The organism is Arthrobacter sp. ES3-54, from assembly GCF_029504395.1.
GTDB lineage: Bacteria > Actinomycetota > Actinomycetes > Actinomycetales > Micrococcaceae > Arthrobacter.
The window spans coordinates 17,194-39,246 of record NZ_JAQFIF010000010.1 but is presented as its reverse complement, the minus strand read 5'-3'; the positions used below and the strand labels follow the sequence as shown (position 1 = coordinate 39,246).

The 22,053-nt window shown below is 67.3% G+C and carries 20 protein-coding genes and 1 tRNA gene; 9 read left to right on the top strand and 12 right to left on the bottom strand.

What is annotated here, in order from left to right; genetic code table 11:
* Positions 1-14: 14 nt before the first annotated feature.
* From M2428_RS16200 to M2428_RS16190, 3 genes are all read right to left on the bottom strand, one after another.
* Entirely contained in the window at positions 15-1,115 is a 1,101-nt protein-coding gene (locus tag M2428_RS16200) for a tRNA (adenine-N1)-methyltransferase (protein ID WP_277526979.1), read from the bottom strand.
* A 102-nt stretch (positions 1,116-1,217) separates the two neighbouring features.
* Positions 1,218-2,405 carry a site-2 protease family protein gene (locus M2428_RS16195; protein ID WP_277526978.1) on the bottom strand — a complete coding sequence of 396 codons (1,188 nt, stop codon included), beginning with the start codon at positions 2,403-2,405 and terminating at the stop codon, positions 1,218-1,220.
* Positions 2,398-3,159 carry an HAD family phosphatase gene (locus M2428_RS16190; protein WP_277526977.1) on the bottom strand — a complete coding sequence of 254 codons (762 nt, stop codon included), beginning with the start codon at positions 3,157-3,159 and terminating at the stop codon, positions 2,398-2,400. Before M2428_RS16190 ends, M2428_RS16195 begins: the two co-directional genes overlap by 8 nt.
* 164 nt (positions 3,160-3,323) lie before the next feature.
* Between M2428_RS16190 and M2428_RS16185 the strand changes: the two genes are divergently transcribed.
* Positions 3,324-4,229, top strand: a complete 906-nt coding sequence (locus M2428_RS16185) for a PAC2 family protein (RefSeq protein WP_277526976.1) — start codon at positions 3,324-3,326, stop codon at positions 4,227-4,229.
* Between the two features lie 12 nt (positions 4,230-4,241).
* Here the strand turns inward: M2428_RS16185 and mshC are convergent, their stop codons facing one another.
* Positions 4,242-5,531, bottom strand: coding sequence for a cysteine--1-D-myo-inosityl 2-amino-2-deoxy-alpha-D-glucopyranoside ligase (mshC, locus tag M2428_RS16180; RefSeq protein ID WP_277526975.1), 1,290 nt, complete (start codon positions 5,529-5,531; stop codon positions 4,242-4,244).
* A gap of 15 nt (positions 5,532-5,546) precedes the next feature.
* Complete coding sequence (locus M2428_RS16175) at positions 5,547-6,380, bottom strand: undecaprenyl-diphosphate phosphatase (RefSeq protein ID WP_277526974.1); 834 nt, start codon at positions 6,378-6,380, stop codon at positions 5,547-5,549.
* Between the two features lie 51 nt (positions 6,381-6,431).
* Here M2428_RS16175 and M2428_RS16170 point away from each other — a divergent pair, with 51 nt between their 5' ends.
* Entirely contained in the window at positions 6,432-7,367 is a 936-nt protein-coding gene (locus M2428_RS16170) for an aldo/keto reductase (RefSeq protein ID WP_277526973.1), read from the top strand.
* Positions 7,368-7,415: 48 nt separating this feature from the next.
* On the opposite strand, the gene M2428_RS16165 is transcribed toward M2428_RS16170, so the two are convergent.
* Positions 7,416-7,688, bottom strand: a complete 273-nt coding sequence (locus tag M2428_RS16165) for a hypothetical protein (RefSeq protein WP_277526972.1) — start codon at positions 7,686-7,688, stop codon at positions 7,416-7,418.
* 39 nt (positions 7,689-7,727) lie between these two features.
* On the opposite strand from M2428_RS16165, the gene M2428_RS16160 reads away from it, so the two are divergent.
* Complete coding sequence (locus tag M2428_RS16160; protein WP_018772920.1) at positions 7,728-7,961, top strand: DUF5703 family protein; 234 nt, start codon at positions 7,728-7,730, stop codon at positions 7,959-7,961.
* Positions 7,962-8,033: 72 nt separating this feature from the next.
* On the opposite strand, the gene M2428_RS16155 is transcribed toward M2428_RS16160, so the two are convergent.
* On the bottom strand, positions 8,034-9,197 hold the full coding sequence (locus M2428_RS16155; protein ID WP_277526971.1) for an acyl-CoA dehydrogenase family protein: 1,164 nt from the start codon (positions 9,195-9,197) through the stop codon (positions 8,034-8,036).
* A gap of 14 nt (positions 9,198-9,211) precedes the next feature.
* Complete coding sequence (locus M2428_RS16150) at positions 9,212-10,528, bottom strand: M20/M25/M40 family metallo-hydrolase (RefSeq protein ID WP_277526970.1); 1,317 nt, start codon at positions 10,526-10,528, stop codon at positions 9,212-9,214.
* A 164-nt stretch (positions 10,529-10,692) separates the two neighbouring features.
* Here M2428_RS16150 and M2428_RS16145 point away from each other — a divergent pair.
* Both M2428_RS16145 and M2428_RS16140 read left to right on the top strand, forming a co-directional pair.
* Positions 10,693-10,775 (top strand) — tRNA-Leu (locus tag M2428_RS16145).
* A 501-nt stretch (positions 10,776-11,276) separates the two neighbouring features.
* Positions 11,277-12,008 carry a hypothetical protein gene (locus M2428_RS16140; RefSeq protein ID WP_277526969.1) on the top strand — a complete coding sequence of 244 codons (732 nt, stop codon included), beginning with the start codon at positions 11,277-11,279 and terminating at the stop codon, positions 12,006-12,008.
* 60 nt (positions 12,009-12,068) lie between these two features.
* Here M2428_RS16140 and M2428_RS16135 read toward each other — a convergent pair whose 3' ends face one another.
* From M2428_RS16135 to malQ, 4 genes are all read right to left on the bottom strand, one after another.
* Positions 12,069-13,166, bottom strand: coding sequence for an AI-2E family transporter (locus M2428_RS16135; protein ID WP_277526968.1), 1,098 nt, complete (start codon positions 13,164-13,166; stop codon positions 12,069-12,071).
* A 37-nt stretch (positions 13,167-13,203) separates the two neighbouring features.
* Complete coding sequence (locus tag M2428_RS16130) at positions 13,204-14,724, bottom strand: CYTH and CHAD domain-containing protein (RefSeq protein WP_277526967.1); 1,521 nt, start codon at positions 14,722-14,724, stop codon at positions 13,204-13,206.
* A gap of 188 nt (positions 14,725-14,912) precedes the next feature.
* Positions 14,913-15,677 carry an alkaline phosphatase family protein gene (locus M2428_RS16125; protein WP_277526966.1) on the bottom strand — a complete coding sequence of 255 codons (765 nt, stop codon included), beginning with the start codon at positions 15,675-15,677 and terminating at the stop codon, positions 14,913-14,915.
* A 393-nt stretch (positions 15,678-16,070) separates the two neighbouring features.
* Positions 16,071-18,287, bottom strand: a complete 2,217-nt coding sequence (malQ, locus tag M2428_RS16120; RefSeq protein WP_277526965.1) for a 4-alpha-glucanotransferase — start codon at positions 18,285-18,287, stop codon at positions 16,071-16,073.
* Positions 18,288-18,598: 311 nt separating this feature from the next.
* Here malQ and M2428_RS16115 point away from each other — a divergent pair, with 311 nt between their 5' ends.
* From M2428_RS16115 to M2428_RS16100, 4 genes are all read left to right on the top strand, one after another.
* Entirely contained in the window at positions 18,599-18,952 is a 354-nt protein-coding gene (locus M2428_RS16115; protein WP_277526964.1) for a TraR/DksA C4-type zinc finger protein, read from the top strand.
* A complete protein-coding gene (locus tag M2428_RS16110; RefSeq protein WP_277526963.1) occupies positions 18,949-19,740 on the top strand; it encodes a M50 family metallopeptidase in 792 nt (263 codons plus the stop codon). Before M2428_RS16115 ends, M2428_RS16110 begins: the two co-directional genes overlap by 4 nt.
* A gap of 9 nt (positions 19,741-19,749) precedes the next feature.
* Positions 19,750-20,817, top strand: coding sequence for a glutathione S-transferase C-terminal domain-containing protein (locus M2428_RS16105; protein WP_277526962.1), 1,068 nt, complete (start codon positions 19,750-19,752; stop codon positions 20,815-20,817).
* A gap of 65 nt (positions 20,818-20,882) precedes the next feature.
* Positions 20,883-22,007, top strand: coding sequence for a serine hydrolase domain-containing protein (locus M2428_RS16100; RefSeq protein ID WP_277526961.1), 1,125 nt, complete (start codon positions 20,883-20,885; stop codon positions 22,005-22,007).
* The last annotated feature ends 46 nt before the right edge of the window (positions 22,008-22,053 follow it).

Genomic DNA, 22,053 nt, shown 5'->3' with positions numbered 1-22,053 from the left:
CCGAAATATGCTGCCTAGTTCGTTATCTCCGGGGCGTCGACGACGTTTGTTCCGGCGATTGCGTCCCGGGCGGCGCGGCGCAGTTTCTTGTCCGAGACCGCACGTTCGCCGACAGCGCCCGGGGTCCAGGCATTGACGTCTTCTTCGTTAAAGTCGGTCTTGGAGGGGCGGCGTTTCACCGAAATTCCAGTGACGCCGTCGGCGAGGCGGCGGGTTACCAGCAGGAAACCGGTGTGGGCGACCATGCGGTGGTCCGGGCGCACGGCCAGGCCCTCGAGGTGCCAGCCGCGGACCATGGATTCCCACGCGTCGGGTTCGGTGAAACGTCCGTCTGCGCGGATGGCTTCGGCTGTCCGCGAAAGCTGCGTCACAGTGGCGACATAATTGATCCACACTCCGCCGGGTGCCAGGACCGTGGCGACGGCGTCGAGGCATTCCCACGGGGCGAGCATGTCCAGGACCACGCGGTCCACGGAGCCGGGTTCCTCGGTGCGCACCACTTCTTCCTGGAAGTCGCCGAGCGAGATCTTCCAGGCCGGGTGCGGGCCGCCGAAGATGGTCTCGACATTGCCGCGGGCAATGTCCGCGAACTCCTCGCGGCGCTCAAAGGAATGCAGGTACCCGTTGTCCCCCACCGCGCGCAGCAGGGAGATGGACAGGGCGCCCGAGCCGACCCCGGCTTCAACAACGCGCGCGCCGGGGAAGATGTCCGCCATGGTCACGATCTGGCCAGCGTCCTTGGGGTAGACCACGGCCGCGCCACGCGGCATCGAGAGTACGAAGTCCGAGAGCAGCGGGCGCAGGGTCTGGTACTGCTGCCCGACATTGTTGACCACCACTGAGCCGTCGGGCTTGCCGATGATCTCGTCGTGGTTCAGGAACCCGCGGTGGGTGTGGAAGGCCCCGCCGACTTCGAGCGTGATCGTGTTCATCCGGCCGCGCTCGTCCGTGAGCTGGACCCGCTCGCCTTCGCGGAACGGTCCGCGGCGGCGCGCCGCGCCGGTCGCACCGTTCGGGGTGGTCGCGGCGGTGGTGCCTGCGGCGGTGTTGGTGCCTGCGGCGGAGGCTGTGCTGGTGCCTGCGGGGGTGATGTTGGCGGCAGTGTCGCTGCTCATGAAGATGTTCCTCGCTCCTGTAAAGCTGTGTGGCCGCGGACATGCCGGCGGGCACCGGTCCTTGCGCGTGGGGGGCCGGAAAATCACGGCCGCCCAGTAACTCTACCGGTTCTGCCCCTGGTTCTGGCGTTCGTTCCGGTACTTGCCTGTAATGGCACGCAGGACGGCGGACTGGCGCAACAGCCCGGTGACCGCGCCCTCGCGGTCCACCACCGCGTACTCCTTCCCATCGAGCTGGGCCAAGTACTGGACCAGCTCCTGGCCCTTGGACCATTCGGGGACATAGGCGCCGGCGCCAAGGGGGTAGGAGACCGCGGTCAGGGCGGTCGCTGCGGCCAGGGCGGCGGGCACGGTGGCGGCGGCTGCGGCGTCGACGATGCCCACGGGCCGGCCGTCCCGGTCGCACAGCACCACGGTGGGCTTTCCTGCCGGCGCCCGGTCCAGGAAGTCGGCGACCGTGGCGGTTTCCGGGAGGCCGAGGGCGGGTTCGGCGAGGGCCGCGGCGTCGACAAGGTACAGCCGGCCCCGCAGGCGGGCCTGCTGGATCGACGCCGATGCGCCCATCCACAGGAAGCTGCCCACGAGGGCGGTGATGAGGGTGAAGGAAATATCCGGCCGTGCACCGCTGATCAGGGGCAGGACTATGAACCACAGGGCCAGGCCGATCACGATGATCCGGCCCGCCCAGCCGGCGGCAATGGTGCCCTTTTCCTGGTTGCCGGTAACTTTCCAGACGGCGGATTCGACCAATCGGCCCCCGTCCAGCGGAAGGCCGGGAAGCACGTTGAAGATGCCGATCAGCAGGTTGGCCCAGACAAAGATGTTGGCCAGGATATCGGCCACACCGCTCAGGTCCCCGTACGCGAGCGGAAGCCAGCCTGCGCCGGCCAGGACGAAATTCGCCGCCGGGCCTGCCAGCGCTACCAGGACGGAGCGGCCAGGTGAGGCAGTGAAACTCTCGAACTGGGTGTGGCCGCCCCAAAGGTTAAGGACAATTTTCTCCGTGGGCCAGTGGAACAGCTTGGCGGTCAGCGCGTGCGCGAGTTCATGGGCCAGCACGGAAATCAGGAGCAGCAGCGCGTAGGCGAAGGCGACGAAGAAAGCGGTCACGCCGAGGCGCGGGTTGTTGCTCTGCAGGACCGGGCCGTACGCGATCACCGTGAAGGCCGCGATGATGAACCAGGAGTACGCCAGAAAGACCGGGATGCCGGCAATGCGGCCCAGCGGGATCCCCTCCCGGCGGCTGGCCGCATTCTTGCCGGGCTGTTTCTGGCTGCCGGTGTCAGCCACGGGGAGCACTCCCGGCCGAGAGGGCGGTTGGCTCCGCCGCGCGCCCGAACGTGGCGTCCGGGAATTCATGCCGCAGGGCCACCAGCTCTTCCAGGTCCGCAACTGTGCGGCCTTCGAGGGTGTCCCAGGTGGCGCGGCGGGGATCGTGCGGGAGGGGCAGGATGTGAGGGATGGCGACCGTGACCACGCCCGAGGCGATGGCGGCGGCGACCCCCGGCACGGAATCTTCCAGGGCCACGCAGTGGTGCAGGCCAAGTTCTGGGTCCCGCTGTTGCAGGAGCTCAACGGCCGTCAGGTAGGCCTCCGGGTGCGGCTTCCCTTGCGTGACCGTGTCCCCCGTGATGAGGAACTCGAAGTAGGGCTCCGGCAGGCTCGCAACGATCTCCCGGGCCAGCGGGGCCTCGGACATGGTGACGAGGGCGCAGCGGACACCGGCCTTGTACAGCTCGTCGAGCAGCTCGCGGGCACCGGGGCGCCAAGGAACGGAGTTCCGGACCTGGCTGACCACATGGCCGGTGAGGGTGTCGATGATGTCGCGCCGTTCCATCGCCACGCCGGCTTCCTGCAGGATGCCCGCGGAAAACGTCAGGGACTGTCCCACGAGCTGCAACGCCTGGTCCTGGGACCATTGTCCGCCGTGGGCTTCAACGAGGGCGCGCTCGGCTTCGATCCAGTAGGGCTCGGTGTCGACAATGGTGCCATCCATGTCCCAGAGCGCTGCTTTAAGGAGGGGCCGGGAAGCTGAGGATCGCATGCCTTCCAGTCTACGGGGAAGCCTGCGGCCGGGCGCCCGCGCTACGCCTACGGCGAATTACGTCCGCCCGGCCGTGGGATTCCGGGCGGAAATTGGGCGAAAAGGGGGCACGCGCAGCGACCGATTGCCTGCGCGGGGCGGGGTCTTGGACGTAGGGTGATGGCATGAACAGCTTCGAGGCAGACCCCACCGAACCAGGCGCCGTCTCCGAGCCGGAGCGGCTGCTGCAACCCGTCCCCGAGGGCCGGCGCATCACCGTCATGCTGGCGGCCTTTGAAGGCTGGAACGACGCCGGGGAGGCCGCCAGTGATGCCCTGCGCTATCTGAACAAGCTCTGGGGCGGCAAGAAGGTCGCGGCGATCGACGCCGATGAGTACTACGACTTCCAGTTCACCCGGCCCACGATCCGGCGGACGGCGGCCGGTGAGCGGAAGATCAAGTGGCCGTCCACGCGGATCTTCAAGGCCAGCGTCCCCGAGTCGAACGTGGACGTCATCTTCGTCCAGGGCACCGAGCCGTCCTACAAGTGGCGTGCCTACACGGCGGAGCTGCTGGTGCACGCCGAGGCCCTGCATGTGGACTACGTCATCCTGGTCGGTGCGCTGCTGGCCGACGTGCCGCACAGCCGGCCGATTCCGGTCAGCACGTCCACGGACGACGCCGCACTGCGTGAACGGATGGACCTGGAGGCCTCGCAGTATGAGGGGCCCGTGGGGATTGTGGGCGTGCTCGGCGAGGTGGCGTTGCTGGCGGGGCTCCCGACCGTCTCGCTCTGGGCGGCCGTGCCGCATTACGTGGCCCAGGCCCCTTCACCGAAAGCGCAGCTGGCCCTGCTGCACCGGATCGAGGAGCTGCTGCAGGTCCCCCTGGACACCACGGAACTGGTGGAGGAGGCCGACGCGTGGGAGCGCGGCGTGGACGAGCTCGCCACCGAGGACCCTGAAATTGCGGCGTATGTCCGCCAGCTGGAGGAGGCCAAGGACACCGCGGACCTTCCTGAGGCCAGCGGAGAATCGATCGCCCGTGAATTCGAGCGCTACCTCAAGCGCCGGGGCAAGGACAAGCCCTAGCGCAGCGTCCGGCTAGAGTTCGACGCCCAGCAGGGCGTTGACGGCGTCGCTCACCAGCGCGGCGTCCGTGGCCGAGGCGGACGGGGTTTCCAGTGCGATTCCCAGGGCGGACTGGGCCCAGGCGTCGACGGCGGCGAGGGCGCCGGGCGCGTTGAGGTCATTGGCGAGCTCAGTCCGCATCCGGCCGATCAGGGCCGTAGCGGAGCCGCTGGGTGCCACGGCGAGGGCCTCACGCCAGGTGCGGAGGCGGTCTTTGGCTTCGGTGAACCCTTCGGCGGTCCAGGACCAGTCCGTGCGGTAGTGGTGGGCCAGGATCGCCAGTCGGATCGCGGCCGGCTCTTCGCCGTCGGTGCGGAGCTTGGAGACCAGGACCAGGTTGCCCTTGGACTTGCTCATCTTTTCCCCATCGAGGCCCACCATGCCGGCATGCGCGAAGTGGCGGGCCAGCGGCACGCCGGCCAGTGAGTACGCGTGGCCGGCGCCCATTTCGTGGTGCGGGAAGATGAGGTCCGAGCCGCCGCCTTGGACGGTGAACGGTTTGGGCAGGTACTCCTGGGCGATCACGGTGCATTCGACGTGCCAGCCGGGCCGTCCCTCCCCCAGCTCGCCGCCGGGCCAGCGGGGCTCGCCCTCGCGGGCAACCCGCCAGAGCAGCGGATCGAGCGCCTGGCGCTTCCCGGCACGGCCGGGGTCGCCGCCGCGTTCGGCGAAGAGTTCCAGCATTTCGGCGTCGGAGAGTCCGGAAATGGACCCCAGGGTCCAGGCGTCGACGGCGTCCGTCGAGTGTTTGCCGGCCGCCTCGACGTCGTAGTAGACGTCGCCGTCGGGCTCGCCACCGGTGCCAGGGACGCGGTACGCGAGACCGTTGTGCAGGAGGCGCTCGATGGCTGGAACGATCAGGGGAACGGCCTCGACGGCACCGATGTAATGATCCGGGGCGAGGACGTTTAGGGCCTCCATGTCGGTCTGGAAGAGCTCGATCTGGCTCGCAGCGAGTTCGCGCCAGTCGACGCCGGTGGCCGTCGCGCGCTCCAGGAGGGGATCGTCGACGTCGGTCACGTTCTGGACGTAGGCGACTTGCTGGCGGCCGTCCCGCCACGCGCGGTTCAGGAGGTCGAAGGCGACATAGCTGGCCGCGTGGCCCATGTGCGTAGCGTCATAGGGGGTGATGCCGCAGACATACATGGACTGCTCGCCCGTGGCCTCCAGGGTGACGATGCCGCCCTTCGCGGTGTCGAAAAGGCGCAGGGCGGGCATGCTGCCGGGGAGCTGGGCAACGGGGCGGGAGATCCAGGATTTCACAGCCCAAGCCTAGTGCTAGGCGCTGATGACATTGAAACCGAGCAGCAGGAACAGGGACATTCCCAGGAGGATCCTGTACCAGACAAAGAGCCGGTAGCCGCGGGTGGAGACGTACTTCAGGAACCAGCCGATGATGACATAGCCCACGATGAAGGCGATCACGGTGGCCAGGGCCGTTTCCGGGAGTCCGTACGGGCCGGTGATGCCTTCCTTGGAGACCACTTTGTACAGCTGGTACAAGCCGCTGCCGAACACGGCGGGGATGGCCAGCAGGAATGAGTAGCGGGCGGCCGCCCCACGCGTGTAGCCCATCAGGAGCCCGGCGCTGATGGTGCCGCCGGAGCGGGATACCCCGGGGAAGAGGGCCAGGGCCTGCGCGAGTCCGTAGTAAAGGCCGTGTTTGTAGGTCAGCTGCGTCAGTTCGCGGTCCTGCCGGCCGATGGTGTCTGCCACCGCGAGGACCATGCCGAACACAATCAGCATGGTCGCAACACCCCACAGGCTGCGGAGCACGGACTCGATCTGGTCCTGGAACAGCAGGCCGAGGACGATGATCGGGACGCTGCCCAGGATCACCAGCCAGCCCATGCGCGCATCCGGGTCGTGCCGGGACACTTTGCCGGTCAGCGAACCGGACCACGCGCGGATGATCCGCAGGATGTCGCGCCAGAAATAGACAATCACGGCCGTCTCGGTGCCCAGCTGGGTGATGGCCGTAAATGCCGCACCTGGGTCTGAGGCCTCCGGCAGGAAGGCGCCGACAATCCGCAGATGGGCGCTCGAGGAAATCGGGAGGAACTCGGTCAGCCCTTGTACCAGGCCCAGCAGAGCCGCTTGTATCCAGTTCACGTTTATAGACCCTACGTTATGAAGCACGGCGACTCCCGTAAGCTTGCTGGCATGCAGCAGCGTTATGTCGGCAACAGTGGGTTGCGCGTGTCCGCCCTATCCCTTGGCACCATGTCCTGGGCCCGGGAAACCGAGGAACAGGATGCCGCCGCCCTGGTGCGGTCCTTCGTCGATGCCGGCGGAACCCTGATCGACACCGCGGCGTCCTACGCCGACGGCCAGGCCGAGGCGATGCTCGGCGGAATGCTGGGCGACGTCGTCGCCCGTTCCGAAGTGGTGATTTCCACCAAGGCAGGACTGACGACGGCGGACGGGCGCCGCAGCGTCGACACGTCGCGCAACGGGATGCTCTCCGGGCTCGACGCGAGCCTTGCCCGGCTGGGAACCGATTACGTGGATCTCTGGTTCGCCCACGCCTGGGATGCCAATGTGCCGCTGGAGGAGACCCTGTCCGCGCTGGACCACGCCGTGCGGTCCGGCCGGGCGCGTTACGCCGGCGTTTCCAATTTCAACGGCTGGCAGACAGCCAAGGCCGCGGCCATAGCGGGCTTTCCCCTCGTGGCCAACCAGTCCGAATACTCGCTCCTGCAGCGCAGCGCTGAGATTGAGCTGATTCCGGCCATCGAGGACGCCGGGCTGGGCCTGATGGCCTGGGGGCCGATCGGCCGCGGTGTCCTGAGCGGAAAATACCGCGGGCACATCCCCGGAGATTCCCGCGCCGCCAACCAGCGGCTCGCCACGTACGTGGAACCGTATCTTGAGGGGCCGGCGTCAAGCGTGGTGGAGGCCGTCGCCATGGCGGCGAAGGGGCTCGGCCGGACGCCCCTCGATGTGTCGCTGAGCTGGCTCCTGTCCCAGCAGGGGGTGGCAACCGCAGTGGTCGGCCCCCGGACACCGGTCCAGCTCAAGGAGATCCTGGATTCGGCCCTCGCGCCGCTCCCGCCGGAGATCGCGCAGGCGCTGGAAGACGTGTCCGACCCGGCCTGAGGCCGGTCCGGGGAGTTCCGCGGGTCCCCCTCGTTCTCAGAGTCTTTGTCAGCTCTCTGAGTTCTGCAGGATTTCGAGGTCCTCTTCGTCGTCGATGTCGTCTTCGTCTTCGTCGTCGTCCTCGTCGATGACTTGGAGGGGCGTCACTTCCCCATACGCCTCGTACAGGGCGTCGTCGTAGACTTCAAAGGCGTCAGCAACGGCGAAGAACGCCGCTTCGACCGCGGGATCCCCGTCACTTCTGCGGGCGGAGGCCGCCGCCAGGTGTTCTTCCAATGCAGAGGTCAGTGACTGAAGCGCGACACGCGGATCGATGCTCATGACTTCACGTTAGTCGGAAAAAGACGAAAATGGAGAGCAATGAAAGAACATTTTCTGAGCAGCTCGGTCCGGCGGGAACGGGACTATGTCAAGCAGTACGAGTACCTCGTTCTGACGGTCGGCCCTGAGGATTCCCTGCCCGAGGCCCGCCGCCGGCTCGTGGAGCACTCCGAGTACGGCAAGTGGGAACTGGAACGCAGCCGCCTCTACGTGGGTGGCGGGCGGCGTTTCTGGTTGCGCCGGAAAGTCATCCAGGTCCAGCGCACCGTCTAGGACTCCCCCGCAAATGTTGCCACGGACATCGGCCGGAGCAAGGGCCCCGAACGCCGCGGCGTCCGGGGCCGCCTAGGGCGTGTCCAGCGGGCCCAGCCAGGCGTTCGCCACGGTATTGTGCGCCGACTCGTCATCTGACGGGTGGAACATGCCGGCCAGCACATCCCGATACAACCGCTCCAGCTCAGAGCCCCGGAAGTAGCTGGATCCTCCGGATACCCGGATCGCGAGATCCACCACGGCGCGCGCCGTTTCCGTGGCCCGGACCTTGAGGCCCACGAGCCGGGGGAACCACTGGCTGCCGTGGTCCACGAGTTCGTCGACATCGGCCGCCACGCGGGACAGCTGCGGGTAGAGCGCATCCATGGCCATCGCCGCCTCTGCCACTTTCCAGCGGATGTCCGGGTCCTGGGCGTAGCTGCGGCCGCCGTTCTTGAACGACGTCCGGCGCTCCACCGCCTCCACCCCGAGCGTGAGTGCCCGTTCGCCGATTCCCGCATACACGGCGGCGAGCAGGGTTTCGAAGCAGGCAAAGATCGCGAAGATCAGGGGGTCGGCGTTCGGGCCCACTGGCAGTTTCCGGAAGATCCGTTCCGCGGGCACGACGGCGCCGTCCAGGAGGGTGGTGTTGGACTGGCTGGCCCGCATGCCGAGCGTGTCCCAGTCCGGCAGGATCTCGTAGCCGGGCGTTGCCCGGGTGATGAATCCGTGGACTAGTTCCCCGGCGCCGTCCTGGGCGGAGGAGTCCTTCCCGAAGATCCCCAGCCGGGTCCATGCCGGTGACAGGCTTGTGAAGATCTTGCGTCCGGTGAAGCTGTAGCCGCCGTCGGGCAGCGGCACGGCCTCGGTGCGGGAATCGAACAGCACGGAGTCGTTGCCGGCTTCCGAATTGCCGAAGGCAAAGACCTCTCCCTGCGCGGCTTCCTGGAGGATGAAATCGAGCGACGAGTCACCCCGGGCGGCCAGCACCTGCGCGACGCCGGTCCACACCAGGTGCATGTTGATCGCCAGTGCGGTGGCCGGCGCAGCCGTCGCCAGCAGGCGCTGCAGCTGCGCCGCCTCCGTCAGCCCGAGTCCGAGGCCGCCGTCGACCGCGGGGACAAAGATCTTCAGGTAGCCGGCCGCCTGAAGGTCCGCGAGGTCCTCATGGAAGAAGGCGTTGTCGCGGTCGTACCCGGCGGCGCGGCCCCGGATCCGTTCCAGCAGCGGCCCGGTGAGAATGTCTTCGGGCGTCATGGCCGGGTGTCCGCTCAGTAGTTGGTGAGCAGGGTGTCCAGCACCCGCGCGCCGAATTTCAGTGAATCCGCCGGGACGCGCTCGTCGACGCCGTGGAACATGCCGGTGAAGTCGAGTTCGTCCGGAAGCATCAACGGGGCGAAGCCATAGCCGGTGATGCCCAGCCGGCTGAGGGACTTGTTGTCGGTTCCGCCGGACAGCGTGTACGGCAACACCTTGGCGCCCGGATCCTCGGAATGCAGGGCATCGATCATCGAATCGACGAGGTTGCCGGCGAAGGGCACCTCCAGGGAGACATCGTTGTGCACGTAGCTGATGTCCACTCCGGTGCCGGCGAGCTCCCGGACGATCTCCAGGACCTTCTCCTCCTGCCCCGGCAGGGTCCGGCAGTCGATGAGGGCCTCGGCCGATTCCGGGATGACGTTGTGCTTGTAGCCGCCCTTGAGCAGGGTGGGATTGGTGGTGTTCTGCAGTGTGGCGCCGACAAAGCGGGCCACAGTGCCGAGTTCCTTCAGGATCTTGTCCGGATCGTCGGGATCAAATTCGACCCCGGTCAGTTCGGTGACCCCGTCGAGGAACTGCCGGGTGGTCGGCGTGAGCTCGATCGGCCAGTTGTAGGCGCCAATCCGGGAGACCGCACCGGCAAGCCTGGTCACCGCGTTGTCGGTGTTGATCTGGGAGCCGTGGCCCGCGCGGCCGTGGGCAACGAGGCGGAGCCAAGAGAGGCCTTTTTCCGCGGTCTGGAGCAGATAGGTGCGCTGCCCGCCGATGGTGGCGGAAAAGCCGCCTACCTCGGAGATCGCTTCGGTGGCGCCCTCAAAGAGTTCGGGCCGCTTGTCGACGGCGTAGCGGGCGCCGTAGGTGCCGCCGGCTTCCTCGTCGGCGAAGAAGGCGAAGATGAGGTCCCGCTTAGGTTTGCGTCCCGTGCGGGCGAAGTTGCGCAGCACGGACAGGATCATGGCGTCCATGTCCTTCATGTCCACGGCGCCCCGTCCCCAGATGAGCCCATCTTTCAACTCGGCGCCGAAGGGGTCAACCGACCACTGCTCGCGGAGGGCGGGGACGACGTCCAAATGGCCGTGGACCACCAGGGCGCTGGCCGAGGGGTCCTCCCCCGCCAGCCGGGTCACCACGCTGGCGCGGCCGGGGGCGGCCTCGAAAATTTCGGCCTCCAGCCCGACTTCCGCCATGAGCCCGGCGGTGTATTCGGCGGCCGCGCGTTCACCGGGGCCGGAGCCGTCACCGTAGTTGGATGTGTCGATGCGGATCAGCTCTTGGCAGATCCTGACGACCTCGTCCTCGGGCCTGGGTTCGGTCCGGTTGTCAGTCATTGCGGCTCCTCTTGGCGGGTGGCTCAATTGCTGGCTTCAGCCTACCCACACCCCCCGGCAAAGCCCCGATTATTTGTTTCCGGAAAAGTCGTGCTAGAGTCTTTCTCGCTGCTTCCGAGAAAAGCAAAACGCTGAGAGGCGAAAACTTCCCGGAATTACCACCTGCGCGGGTGGCGGAATGGCAGACGCGCTAGCTTGAGGTGCTAGTCCTCGAAAGGGGGTGGGGGTTCAAGTCCCCCTCCGCGCACAAGGGAAAACCCCTGGAATCCAAGGATTCCAGGGGTTTTTTTCTGTCCTCACCCATCCGAGCTCCGGCTTCGCCCACACTGAGTGTGAAACGGCCAGGAATGAGAAGTTCTGACCGTTTGCCTCAGGCTCGGCGCGCCCTCGGTAGCGTCGCCAGTGCTCGCAGAGCCGGGTGGGCGATTGCCGGCCCGGTTTCCTATGCCCGGCAACAACAGCCCCGCCTGCGGTGTCAAAAAAAGGTAGTTTACTCTCTGTTGTGCGGCCGACCCGGGCCTGTAGCCTGACCCCATCGCGTCTGGGAGCGGTGCGCGAGGGGGGAGCGTTGCACCGGCCTTCCGTCACCACGGGCTGCCGACAGAAACCACCCCTCACGCCGCTTTCCGGCGAGTAGCTACAGGCCGCATCGGCCGGGGTCCTTACCGGGACACTTCGGCTGGTCGGTACCGGAGCGCGCCGCCCAAGACCGGGAGGCGGACCGGAAAACCGAGAAGGTGGACACTACATGCAGCGAAGAATCACATCGCCGGCCGTCATCCTGGTCGCATTCCTTGCCCTTACCGGCTGCGGGGCCGGCACTAGCACCGCGACGGCAACGTCCGCCGTAACGCCGGCGGCAGTTCAGACAGCCACTCCCACCCCGACTCCGACGAAGAGCTTCAGCAATGCGGACCTGAGCGGTCTGCTTTCAACGCTGAAGGATGCCCAGGGCAAGCCGCTGACTGTGGTCCCGTCAGCACAAATCGACCAGGGCATCCTCAAAGCCAAGGAATTGCTCAAGACAGCCGTATTCACTCCAGCGGCCTGCAAGTCCTTCGCTGACAGCAACGCCCAGATTCCGGACGGCAGCACCTACGCGGGCGCCACTTCGATCTCGGCAACGGACAAAACGGCAACTGTGGTTACGGTCATTGCCCTCAAGGACGCCCAAACCATGACCGAACAACTAAACGCATCCCAAGCCTCAGCTGCGAAGTGCAAGACTTTCACCATCGAAGCGGCCGGCCAGAAAATCACCACAGAGACCACGCCTGTTGCTGCCGAGACTAACGGGGATGTGTCTTTTGCGGCACTCACCAAGCAGCACCTTGCCACAGGCCAGGCCCAAACTGCTATAACCGTTACCGGCATCAAAGGCAACCTTGCCGCGACTGCCGTAAAAACAGGGCTGGCGGTCACTCAGCAAGCGTCAGCCGAACTGACCCAGCTGATCAACACGGTCCTCGCCCACGGCTGACGGTCCATTGGTCCAGGCTCCCCGGGCACCGGCGCCCCGTCCTGGGAGTCTGGACCAACGTTATTGCCGGCCTTCCCCCGCCGGCTGTTCAGGTTCGGCCAGCGGATCGCGGCCGGACCAGGTCTTGAGGATGGTCCAGGCAACGGCGGTGATCGGCACGGCCAGCAGCGCTCCGACGATGCCTGCCAGCACGGTGCCGGCGGCCAGGACGAGCAGGATGGCCAGCCCGTGGATGCTGAGCACTTTGCCCATCAGGACCGGCTGCAGGAAGTGGTGTTCTAGCTGGTTCACGCCGATGACGACGGCGAGGACGATAAGCGCCTGGATGGGGCCGTTGGAGATCAGGGCGACGGCGATGGCTAGGGTGCCTGCGACGGTGGCGCCGACGATCGGGATGAATCCACCCATGAAGATGAACACGCCCAGCGGGAGGGCCAGCGGTACCCCCATGATGGCCAGGGTGATCCCGACGACGAGACCGTCGATCGCGGCGACGATGGCGGTGCCGCGGACGTACCCGCCCAGGACGACGGTGCTGCGGTCCGCGGCCATGCGTGCCTTGGCGCGTTGGTCAGCGGGCAGGAAGCCGATGAGAAAGGTCCGGATCTCAGGCCCGTCCTTGAGGAAGAAGAACAGCGTCACGGCCATCAACACCGCGCCGGCGAAGATTTCCCCCAGGGTGCGTGCCCCCGTGAGGGCTTCTGCACCGAAAGTGCTGGAGGTGAAGAAGTCCCGCACTGAGCCGATGGCGGCGGTGATCTGTTGGTCGCTGACGGGGACAGGTCCAGTGGTGAGGAAGGAGTGCAGCTGGTCAACCCCGGATACGGCGCGGGCTGAGAGCTCGGCCCACTGGCGGGAGACCAGGATAACGATGCCGGTGATGACGCCGCCGACTACGGCGAGGATGGCCACGAACGAGGCAACGACGGCGAGGGCACGCGGGCACGAGCGCCCTGTGAGCCAGCGGACCAGCGGGGAGATTGCGGCGGCCAGGATCACGGCAATCAGGACCGGGATGATGACGAACGGAATGCGGGTCGCCGCCCAGATGATTGCCCAGGCGAGGGCGGCCACCGTGAGGGCCTGCACGGAACGGATGCTGGCGCGGCCGAGTCCGTCCGACCATATGGCCGCAATACCGGTGCGGGGCTCCGTCATGGGCGGTTCTCTCCTTCGCAGCGCTGAGATGTCGCCGCTACTTCCAGTTCAGGGGTTTCGGCCTGGACTTTTGCCACACCTCGTAGAACCGCGCCCGGGCCTGATCGCCGCGCAGCTGCTCCAACGCATGCAGGCGCCCGTAGCTGAATCCGTTGCCCCCACCGCCGGCGGACTGTGCCGCGAGTGCGAGCAGTGTTTCCCGGGTGACGACGCTGTCCTGGAATTCTCCAAGTATTTCCTGGATGCCCTCGGCGGCCCGGGCAAGGGCAGTTGCTTGTTTACCGAAAATCGGGGAAGCCGCCTCGCCGGCATAGCGCAGCCGCTTGGCGCTCTTTCGAACTTCATGCAGTGCGACATCCTGCGACCCCCGTCCGCTGGCACTATCGACGGCGCGGACCGCCTTCTTTAGGCGCTTTTGCTCGGCCGAGACGAGCCGGCCAACCGTCAGCGACGCTTCCTCTTGTGCTGAGGCGCTGAGCGGAGGTGCCGCAAGGAACGCGTCGAGGGAATCGAGGAGGCGGAAGTATCGGTCGCTGTCCAGCGCCGCCAAGCCTGCGGCACGGCCCTGTTGCTGGACGGTGCCGAGGTGCTCTTCGATTTCCTGCGCAACTGGACCGATCAACAGTTCCGTCGGTTCAGCGTTGATCATGTCCTTCAGCCGGGCGCGGATGACCTCGGTATCCCGGGCCTGTCCCACAGCGCCGGCGAGCCACTGCAGTTCAGCCCGCAGGACCTTGGCCGACGTCGTATCTGTGAGCTTCCGGAAGGTCGCCAACGCTGACCGTAACCGGCGCGCGGCCACCCGTAGTTGATGCACCGCGTCCGGCGCATCGGCTCTGACTCCAGGGTCATGCATCTTCAGGGCGAGTACTTGTTGGACAATGTATGACAGCGCGACGTCCGAGGCCGGGCTGTGCCGGCTCGGCTTTGGAACTGCGGCGGGATCACCCGGATAGTTGGGTCCGAGCGCCTTGGCCAGCTTGGACGGCAGGGCGGAAAGGGGCACTCCCTCGGCTGCGAGCAGTGTGTCGGCGTCCTGGAGCAGCTGTCGGGGACCGTCGGCGAGCTCAATTTCCCACTCCCGCCACCGCGACGGTTCCGCCGGGGTTAGCAGGGATTGCGCCTCGACGTGGTCGTCGCTGAAGTGAGCCAGGACCGCGCCGTCGGCGGCGTAAAAGGGGGTCGAAGTCCGGTTGGTCTTGATGCGTGCCACGGGCACCAGCATGTGGCTGCGGGTGTGAACGAGCACTAGCTGACGCAAAAGCTCCGGCACGGCATCCCGATCGCCGCCCAGCGGCTCCCCTATTTCCCGCCGCTCCCCCGCGGTGACTGGGAGCTTGAGGTGCCAGCCTGCCTCCGGACCGCCGGACCGGCGGCGCAGTGTGATCCGCTGCGCGGCCAGCGCCAGTGCCTCGGTATCAAAGTAGACGGCGTCCAGCTGTTCGTTGACGGCTTGCCCTACGCGATCCACCCCGTGGATTGATGCCAGTTGCGGGAGGGCGTCGGCTTCCGAAGGGCAGTACTTGTGTTCCACCTCAATGACTTCGGAGCCGGCCATACTCCATTCTAGGAATTGGCATGCCCGCTCGCCCGTGCCCAAAGCCCCCTATCAAATGGAACCCTTCACGGCGCCTGCGCTGGCCAGGGTGCACGTGGCGAAGCTCCGGTCAAATAGCGGTTGACCGGAGCTTCGGGACCATTATGGGCAGTGCTTCCTGTGTATTCGCAGGGAAAGGCCGCCCGCCGCTATTGGTTGAGCAATTCGCTCATGAGGGGCGCATTGCGGACGTGGTCGGTCAGGGGCGTCAGCCCCCACACGTCCTCGATGGTGTGCAACAAGGAGTAGTGCGAGTAGGCGGCATGGGAAGTGAAGCCTTTCCGCGCAGCCGGACCGGCAAATACCGTCGCCACCCTGTTGTCTTCTTTGCTGCCCTCATCCCACGTGAGCACCAACAGGGAGTTCTGCGTCGTGAAGGCCAGCGACCCAAGGATCCTCGGCACCTCACGGGAGAGCCAGCGGTCTCCGGTGCTGATGGGACAGTCGTGGGTGTCATTGCACATGTCTGGGCTGATGAAGGAGAAGTCCGGCAGGGCCGACGCCGACTGCAGATCCTGTTCCAGCCGTTCGTACGGCACAACATGGTCCGCGCACGAGCTCTTGTCGCTTGTAATCGTTGGGTAGTACAGAAAGGGATTGTGCTTCACCGCGTAGTCCCCGGAGTCCCGCGAAACACAGGGCGCGGGCATGCCCTCGGCGTACATTTTCCAAGTCCGCCCGGACTGTGTGATTTCATCGGCGATGGACCGCACATCCGCGGTGCAGGACTTCGGTTTGCAGTCGCTGGTAATCCCGGCGGTTGTTCCGCTCGTCAGGGCGATATAGTTCGGCAGGCTCGGGTGCATGATCGCCTGGTAGTTGGCAGCCGTTGAGAATTCAGCGGCCAGTTTGTTGAAGTAGCCCGCTTCGCTGGCGCCCATGATCTGCGAGGCCGCCTTGTTTTCCAGGACCATGACCACAATGTGCTGGATTCCGCCGTTGCCCTGCTGCCCCGGCGCCGGGTGCGGCGCTGGCTGTGCGAAGTACGGCGACGGCGGCGGGGTCGCGGCGGGAGGCGTGTCCAGGCTGGACGGTTGGGGCGCGGATTCGGCAGGAGCCGACTCGGCAGGCGCGGATTGGGAGGGCGCGGATTGTGAGGGCGCGGATTGTGAGGGGGCGGGCGGGCCGGCTTGGAAGGGTTGCACCGGAGTGCACCCCACTAACAACATCGCCAGCGCCCCAACGCCGGCCAGCGAGCCCCGGCCGATCCGCGTCATCGGACCATGCTAGCGCCCGGTAGCGGCGCGACCCAAGGCTGTCTGCGGGGCCCTCCTCAGGTCTGGCTCAGGTCCGTTTCAGGCCCCGTTTCAGGTCCCGGGATGGAGCGCAGTCCGGACGGTGCCCAGCAGGGACAGGAACCGTTCATGGCCCGGCAGGTCATCGATCAGTACCACGCCCTCGGGAGCGGCCAGCGGGATGCGCCAGTTTGGGTATTGGGTGCTGGTGCCCGGCTGGTTCTGGGTCCGGGTCTCCCCCACGGCGTCGACGAGCGCCACGCCCAGCAGCGCGGACGGGGCAAGTGCCGTGTAGGCATACAGCGCCTCCACCGTTGTCCGGACGTCGGTGGCGGTGTCCGTCAGCAGCCCGCGCGCCCGGACTTGGGCCAGCACAGCTTCCTGCTCGGCCGCGGCCTCGGCGCGTTCTTCATCAATGGGGCGCCGCAACAGCCCGAGCGATTCCCGCAAAGTGACGTGTTCACCGGCAAGGTAGCCCGCGGTCGGGGGCAGATCGTGGGTGTTGACGCTGGTCAGGCATTGCTGGCGGTAGTGTTCCGGCGGGATCGGGCCGCCGGCGTCGTGCTCGAACCAGAGGATGGATGTGCCGAAAATCCCCCGCTCCGTCAGGTAGCCGCGGACCCACGGCTCGAACACGCCCAGGTCTTCGCCGATCACGAGAGCCCCAGCCCGTTGCGCCTCGAGGGCCAGGATGCCGATGAGCGCCTCGTAGTCGTAATGCACGTATGTGCCGCCCTCCGGGCCGGCGCCCTCGGGGATCCACCACAACCGGAACAAGCCGAGGATATGGTCCACGCGGATCCCGCCGGCGTGCCGCAGTACGGTCCGGAGCATGTCCCGGTAGGCGGCATAGCCGGACTCGGCGAGCCGGCCGGGATGCCACGGCGGCTGGGACCAGTTCTGGCCCAGCTGGTTGAACATGTCCGGCGGTGCGCCCACCGAAACGCCCCGGGCGAGTACGCCGGACAGCGTCCAGGCGTCGGCACCGCCAGGTTTCACGCCAACGGCGAGGTCATGGACCACGCCGATCCCCATACCTGCCTCGCGCGCTGAACGCTGGGCCGCCTCGAGCTGCTGGTCGCAGAGCCACTGAAGCCAGCAGTGGAATTCGATCCGGGCTGCGAGCCTGGGACGCTGCGCGACACAGTACGGCGACGCCGGGGATGACGCCGCCCCGGTCCATTCCGGCGCCGACGGCGGCAGCTCTTCGGCGAGCGCACACCACAGCGCAAAGTCCTCAAGTCCCTGCCCCTGCTCGGCGCAGAAGTCCGCGAACTGCCGGGTGCGGGCCGGACCGCGGCGGACGGCAAACAGGAGTTCCAAGGCCGTGAGCTTCGCCGCGTAGCTGGCGTTGCGGTCCAAGAGGTCCCGGGACCGGTTGGCCGCCTGCAGACCTTCGGCGAGGCGTGCCACCTCGGCCCGGCCGGCAGCGTCCAGATAGCCGTATTCCGGGATTTCCTCCACCCGCAGGTAGAGCGGGTGGAAAAAACGCCGTGTGGCCGGCAGGTACGGGGAGTCTTCGACCGGCGGCGCTGGTTCGGCGGCATGCAGCGGATTGACCAGCACAAAGCCGGCCCCCTGCTCACCGGCAACCGCGGCGAGGTCACCGAGATCTGCGAAGTCGCCAATCCCCCACGACCGGGAGGACCGCACGGAGTACAGCTGGGCGGTCAGCCCCCAGGTGCGCCGTCCCCCGAGCACGGCAGAGGCCCGGAGCTGGCCGGGCGTTACGACAAGCGGGCACTGCGCCAAGGTGCCTTCGGCGTCGGCGTTCAGGGTATGCCAGCCGAGGCCGAGGTCGCCGGGAATGGTGAACGTGGCACGTCCTGTGAGGACGCCGTCGACGCCAACCGGCGCGTCCCAGTTCTCCCGCTGTGTGGGCTCGTGCCTGCTGCCGTCCTCGGCGTCGATCCAGACGCGGACGCCGCTGCCGTGCGGGACGTGGACATCCACGTGGGTTTCCCGTCCCTCCCTCACTACGAGAACCGGCGGGAGGATGCGCCGCCACGGTGCCAGGCGTGTCTCCGCCAGGGAGCGTTGCTGCTCCTCGGCCCCATCGGCGGGGACACCGAGGGCCGCCAGCACATCCCGGAGCGTTCCGGCGGCCACGGAGCGTTCCACCCCGTCCCAACCCCAGTAGCTCGTGTCGACGCCATGGGCCGCGGCGAGTTCGCGCAACAGCGCGTCGGCCGTGTCGGTGCCCCCGGCGTGCCCGGGACTTCCAGGTGTCCCTGTGTTTTCGGGCTGTGCGGGGTTTGCAGTGTTCTCGAGGTGCGTCTGGTCCGCCATGCGCCCACTCTAGACGCTGCCTCCACGCCCCGCGCCCCCCTTCGTGGATATGGAATTCACCTACTAGGTCGTCGAGTCCCTCCATGGTGGCCGCAAGCGACAGGTCGGCGTTCCCCACAAGGAACGGCAGCAGGACCCGGTTCTCGGTCTGCGGGTGCAGCAGCCCGTACAGTGAGCCCGCCTCGGCGAGCGCATGCGGGACGAGGTCGGTTTCGCACCGTTCCACCAGGACCGCGTGCGTGTTCCCGGAGCGGACGGCTCTTTCGGCCCGTTTAGACGCCGCCACAGGGTCCACGCTAGCCTTGCACTCTATGGTTGACGTCGAACGGTTCCGGATCCTGCTGCACGAGGAACGTCGTCGGAAGCTTGCCCTCCTCCCCGCTCTCAGCGAAGACATCACCTCGGTCAATGCCGCTCGCCGGGACTCGAATGTCGACGATGAACACGACCCCGAGGGCAGCACGATCGCCTTCGAACTGTCGCAGGCATCCGCGCTCCTGGAACAGAGCAGGGCTTCCCTCGTGCAAATCGATGCCGCCCTTGCCCGGATGGAAGAGGGCACTTACGGGATCTGCGCCGTGTGCGGCGCCGCGATCCCCGAGGGCCGGCTGGAGGCGAGGCCCTGGACCGCGTACTGCATCGAGCATGCCTCGGGCCGGGCATGACCCGGTCCGGCCTGCCGGTGGTGGATCCGAACCTCGCCCTGACGTGGTGGGAGCGGATCCTTGCCGGATTCACCCACTCCCCCAGCCCGCACGTGACCAGTACCGAGCTCGTTGCGGTGATCCTGCTGGCAGTCGCGGTGTCCCTGCCGCGCCTGACCTGGCGCTACTTTGGCCTGCTTGCCACCGTGACCCACGAACTCGGCCACGCATTTGCCGCCCTCACCACCGGCCAACGGCTCGGCGGCATCCGGCTGGGCCTGGACCACTCCGGCACCACCACGACCTACAGCAGGAGCCGGCTCTCCGCCGCCTGGTCGACCTTCTGGGGTTACCCCGTGCCCGCCGTCGTTGGGGCAGTGATGGTCTGGTGCGGTTTCAACGGCTGGGGCCCGGCCGCCATGTCGGTGGGCACGCTAATCCTGCTGGCGTCATTCCTGTTCCTCCGCAACGGCGTCGGCCTCCTCATCACCGCTGCCGCCGTGCTGGCCTCGGCGCTCCTGGTGCTCTTTGTCCCGCCGGTGTTCAACGGGCACGTGATGATTGTGCTGGGCCTGGCTCTCCTGGTCGCGGCCGTCAGGGACCTCGGCAAACTGGCCAACGTCCATCTGCGGCACCGTGACAGGCTCCCGACGTCGGACGCCTACCTGCTGGCCCGGGCCACCTCCGTCCCCGCCGCGGCGTGGATTGTGCTGTTCGCCGCGGTAGTGGCCGGTGCCTGGTGGTTTGCCTGGCAGCCCATGGCGCCGGTGTTCACGGCCTTGCTGGGATCGTTCAATGCCCGGCCTTAGGCTGGGACCATGAGCCAGAGTACCCACACCGACGATCCGGGATTCAGCACCAAGGGCGCCTACGTGACCGGCGGCGAGGAATTTACCCGCGACACCAACTACATTGAGGACCGGATCACGCGGGGCGGCGGCCCGGGCAGCAACGGCGAGCCCGGCTGGCCGGTGGAACCTGGCCGCTACCGCCTCATCGCGGCGCGTGCCTGCCCGTGGGCCAACCGCACGGTGATCGTGCGCCGGCTGCTCGGCCTGGAAGAGGTCATCTCCCTCGGCCAGCCCGGTCCCACCCACGACGCCCGGTCCTGGACTTTCGACCTCGACCCGGACGGCAGGGACCCCGTCCTCGGGATTGAGCGCATCCAGGACGCCTACTTCCGCCGTTTCCCCGGCTACCCCCGTGGGATTACCGTCCCGGCGATCGTTGACGTTCCCAGCGGGCAGGTAGTCACCAACGACTTCGCCCAAATCACGCTCGACTTTTCCACCGAGTGGGCGCAGTATCACCGGGCCGGCGCGCCGGAACTGTACCCGGAGCACCTGAGGGAAGAGATCGACGCCGTCAACAAGCGCGTCTTCACTGAGGTGAACAACGGCGTCTACCGGTGCGGGTTCGCCGGTTCACAGCAGGCCTACAACGCCGCCTATGATCGGCTCTGGACGGCCCTGGACTGGCTCGAAGACCGCTTGGCCGGCCAACGCTACCTGGTGGGCGACACCATCACGGAAGCCGACGTCCGGCTGTTCACCACGCTGGCCCGCTTCGACGCCGTCTACCACGGCCACTTCAAGTGCAACCGGCAAAAACTCAGCGAGATGCCCGTCCTGTGGGCCTACGCGCGCGACTTGTTCCAGACGCCCGGGTTCGGTGACACCACCGACTTTGTGCAGATCAAGGAGCACTACTACATCGTTCATGAGGACATCAATCCCACCGGCGTGGTCCCGCGCGGACCCGAACTGGGCAATTGGCTCTCGGAACACGGCCGCGAAGCGCTGGGCGGCCGGCCCTTCGGCGACGGCACGCCTCCCGGACCGGTCCGCGCCGGCGAAGAGGTCGCCGCGGGACACGGCGCAGCCTGATGCCGGCGGCGGCCGGCGCGGCGCCGGGATGGGGCACGGCAGCCGGCTCCGCGGACACCTGAGACGTGGGCACAGCAGCGCCGTCCGTCTCGGCTGGCCTTGCCACCCCCGAATTCGCGGAAGTGCGTGAGCTCTTCGACTCCTTCCTGTCCGATGACCCGGGCTACAGCGCGCAACTGTCCGTCTACCGCCGCGGCACCAAGGTGGTGGACCTGTGCGGCGGCCCGGGTTTGGTGCCAGGCGACATCACGGGCACCTATTCCTGTTCCAAGGGAGTCGCCGCGTTTGCGATCGCCCTCCTCGTCCAGGACGGCCGGCTCGACCTCGACCGGACCGTCGCGTCCTACTGGCCGGAGTTCGGCGTCCAGGGCAAGGACCGGCTCACCGTGCGGCAGGCCCTGTCGCATCAGGCGGGGCTGCCCGGCGTCGTCGGCGGTTTTCCCCTGGCGGAGCTCACCACGGCTGCCGCGGCTCGGCGTTTGGCGGCCTCGGCGCCGCTGTGGCGCCCGGGCACGGCCTTCGGCTACCACGCCCTGACCATGGGGATCCTGATGGAGGAGCTCTGCCGCCGCACCTCAGGGATGCCGCTCCAGGGGCTCTACAACGAGCGGATCCGCCGCCCGTGGGGCATCGACTTCTTCCTGGGCCTGCCCGAGGACCAGGAACCGCGATACCGCGAGGTGCTCTACGATCCGGCCCCGGACCAGCCGTGGCTGGATCCGCTCAGCATCGACGGCCTCAACAGCAACGCGCCGGTCAGCACCATCATGGAGCTGCCCAATCATCGCGTTGTGCGGGCCTCGGGAATGAGCAGCGCCGGCGGCGTGGGGTCAGCCGAAGGGCTGGCCAGGCTCTATGCCTCCGCCACAACGGGGGTGGACGGCCGTCCCGCTTTCCTGAGCCCCGCCACCATCGATCTCATGGCCGCGGAGCAAGTTTGGGGACTGGACCGGTGCTCCGGCTCGGACAATGCCTTCGCCGTGGTGTTCATGAAACCCCAGCCGGGACGGAACTTCGGCAGTCATCTGGCGTTCGGACACGAGGGCGCCAATGCGGCCCTTGGTTTTGCGGATCCCGGCTATGGCCTCGGGTTCGGGTATGTGCCCCGCCGCAGCGAAGAGGGCAGGACCGGGGGCCGTGCCCAGCGGCTGTCCGCGGCGGTGCGGCGGGCCGCCGACGCCGCGTCCTGACCGGCGTCGAACGGGCCGGACGGCACCGGGGCCGGTTTTGTCCACT

Bases quoted from the DNA above. Each gene is read 5' to 3' on its own strand.
- malQ (WP_277526965.1), bottom strand. From the start codon at position 18,287: ATGGCGGACCAGACGCACCTCGAGAACACTGCAAACCCCGCACAGCCC.
- M2428_RS16125 (WP_277526966.1), bottom strand. From the start codon at position 15,677: ATGGTCCTGGAAAACAAGGCGGCCTCGCAGATCATGGGCGCCAGCGAA.
- M2428_RS16160 (WP_018772920.1), top strand. From the start codon at position 7,728: ATGAAAGAACATTTTCTGAGCAGCTCGGTCCGGCGGGAACGGGACTAT.
- M2428_RS16170 (WP_277526973.1), top strand. From the start codon at position 6,432: ATGCAGCAGCGTTATGTCGGCAACAGTGGGTTGCGCGTGTCCGCCCTA.
- M2428_RS16155 (WP_277526971.1), bottom strand. From the start codon at position 9,197: ATGACGCCCGAAGACATTCTCACCGGGCCGCTGCTGGAACGGATCCGG.
- M2428_RS16200 (WP_277526979.1), bottom strand. From the start codon at position 1,115: ATGAGCAGCGACACTGCCGCCAACATCACCCCCGCAGGCACCAGCACA.
- M2428_RS16110 (WP_277526963.1), top strand. From the start codon at position 18,949: ATGACCCGGTCCGGCCTGCCGGTGGTGGATCCGAACCTCGCCCTGACG.
- M2428_RS16150 (WP_277526970.1), bottom strand. From the start codon at position 10,528: ATGACTGACAACCGGACCGAACCCAGGCCCGAGGACGAGGTCGTCAGG.
- M2428_RS16185 (WP_277526976.1), top strand. From the start codon at position 3,324: ATGAACAGCTTCGAGGCAGACCCCACCGAACCAGGCGCCGTCTCCGAG.
- M2428_RS16165 (WP_277526972.1), bottom strand. From the start codon at position 7,688: ATGAGCATCGATCCGCGTGTCGCGCTTCAGTCACTGACCTCTGCATTG.
- M2428_RS16190 (WP_277526977.1), bottom strand. From the start codon at position 3,159: ATGCGATCCTCAGCTTCCCGGCCCCTCCTTAAAGCAGCGCTCTGGGAC.
- M2428_RS16135 (WP_277526968.1), bottom strand. From the start codon at position 13,166: ATGACGGAGCCCCGCACCGGTATTGCGGCCATATGGTCGGACGGACTC.
- M2428_RS16115 (WP_277526964.1), top strand. From the start codon at position 18,599: ATGGTTGACGTCGAACGGTTCCGGATCCTGCTGCACGAGGAACGTCGT.
- M2428_RS16105 (WP_277526962.1), top strand. From the start codon at position 19,750: ATGAGCCAGAGTACCCACACCGACGATCCGGGATTCAGCACCAAGGGC.
- M2428_RS16130 (WP_277526967.1), bottom strand. From the start codon at position 14,724: ATGGCCGGCTCCGAAGTCATTGAGGTGGAACACAAGTACTGCCCTTCG.
- M2428_RS16140 (WP_277526969.1), top strand. From the start codon at position 11,277: ATGCAGCGAAGAATCACATCGCCGGCCGTCATCCTGGTCGCATTCCTT.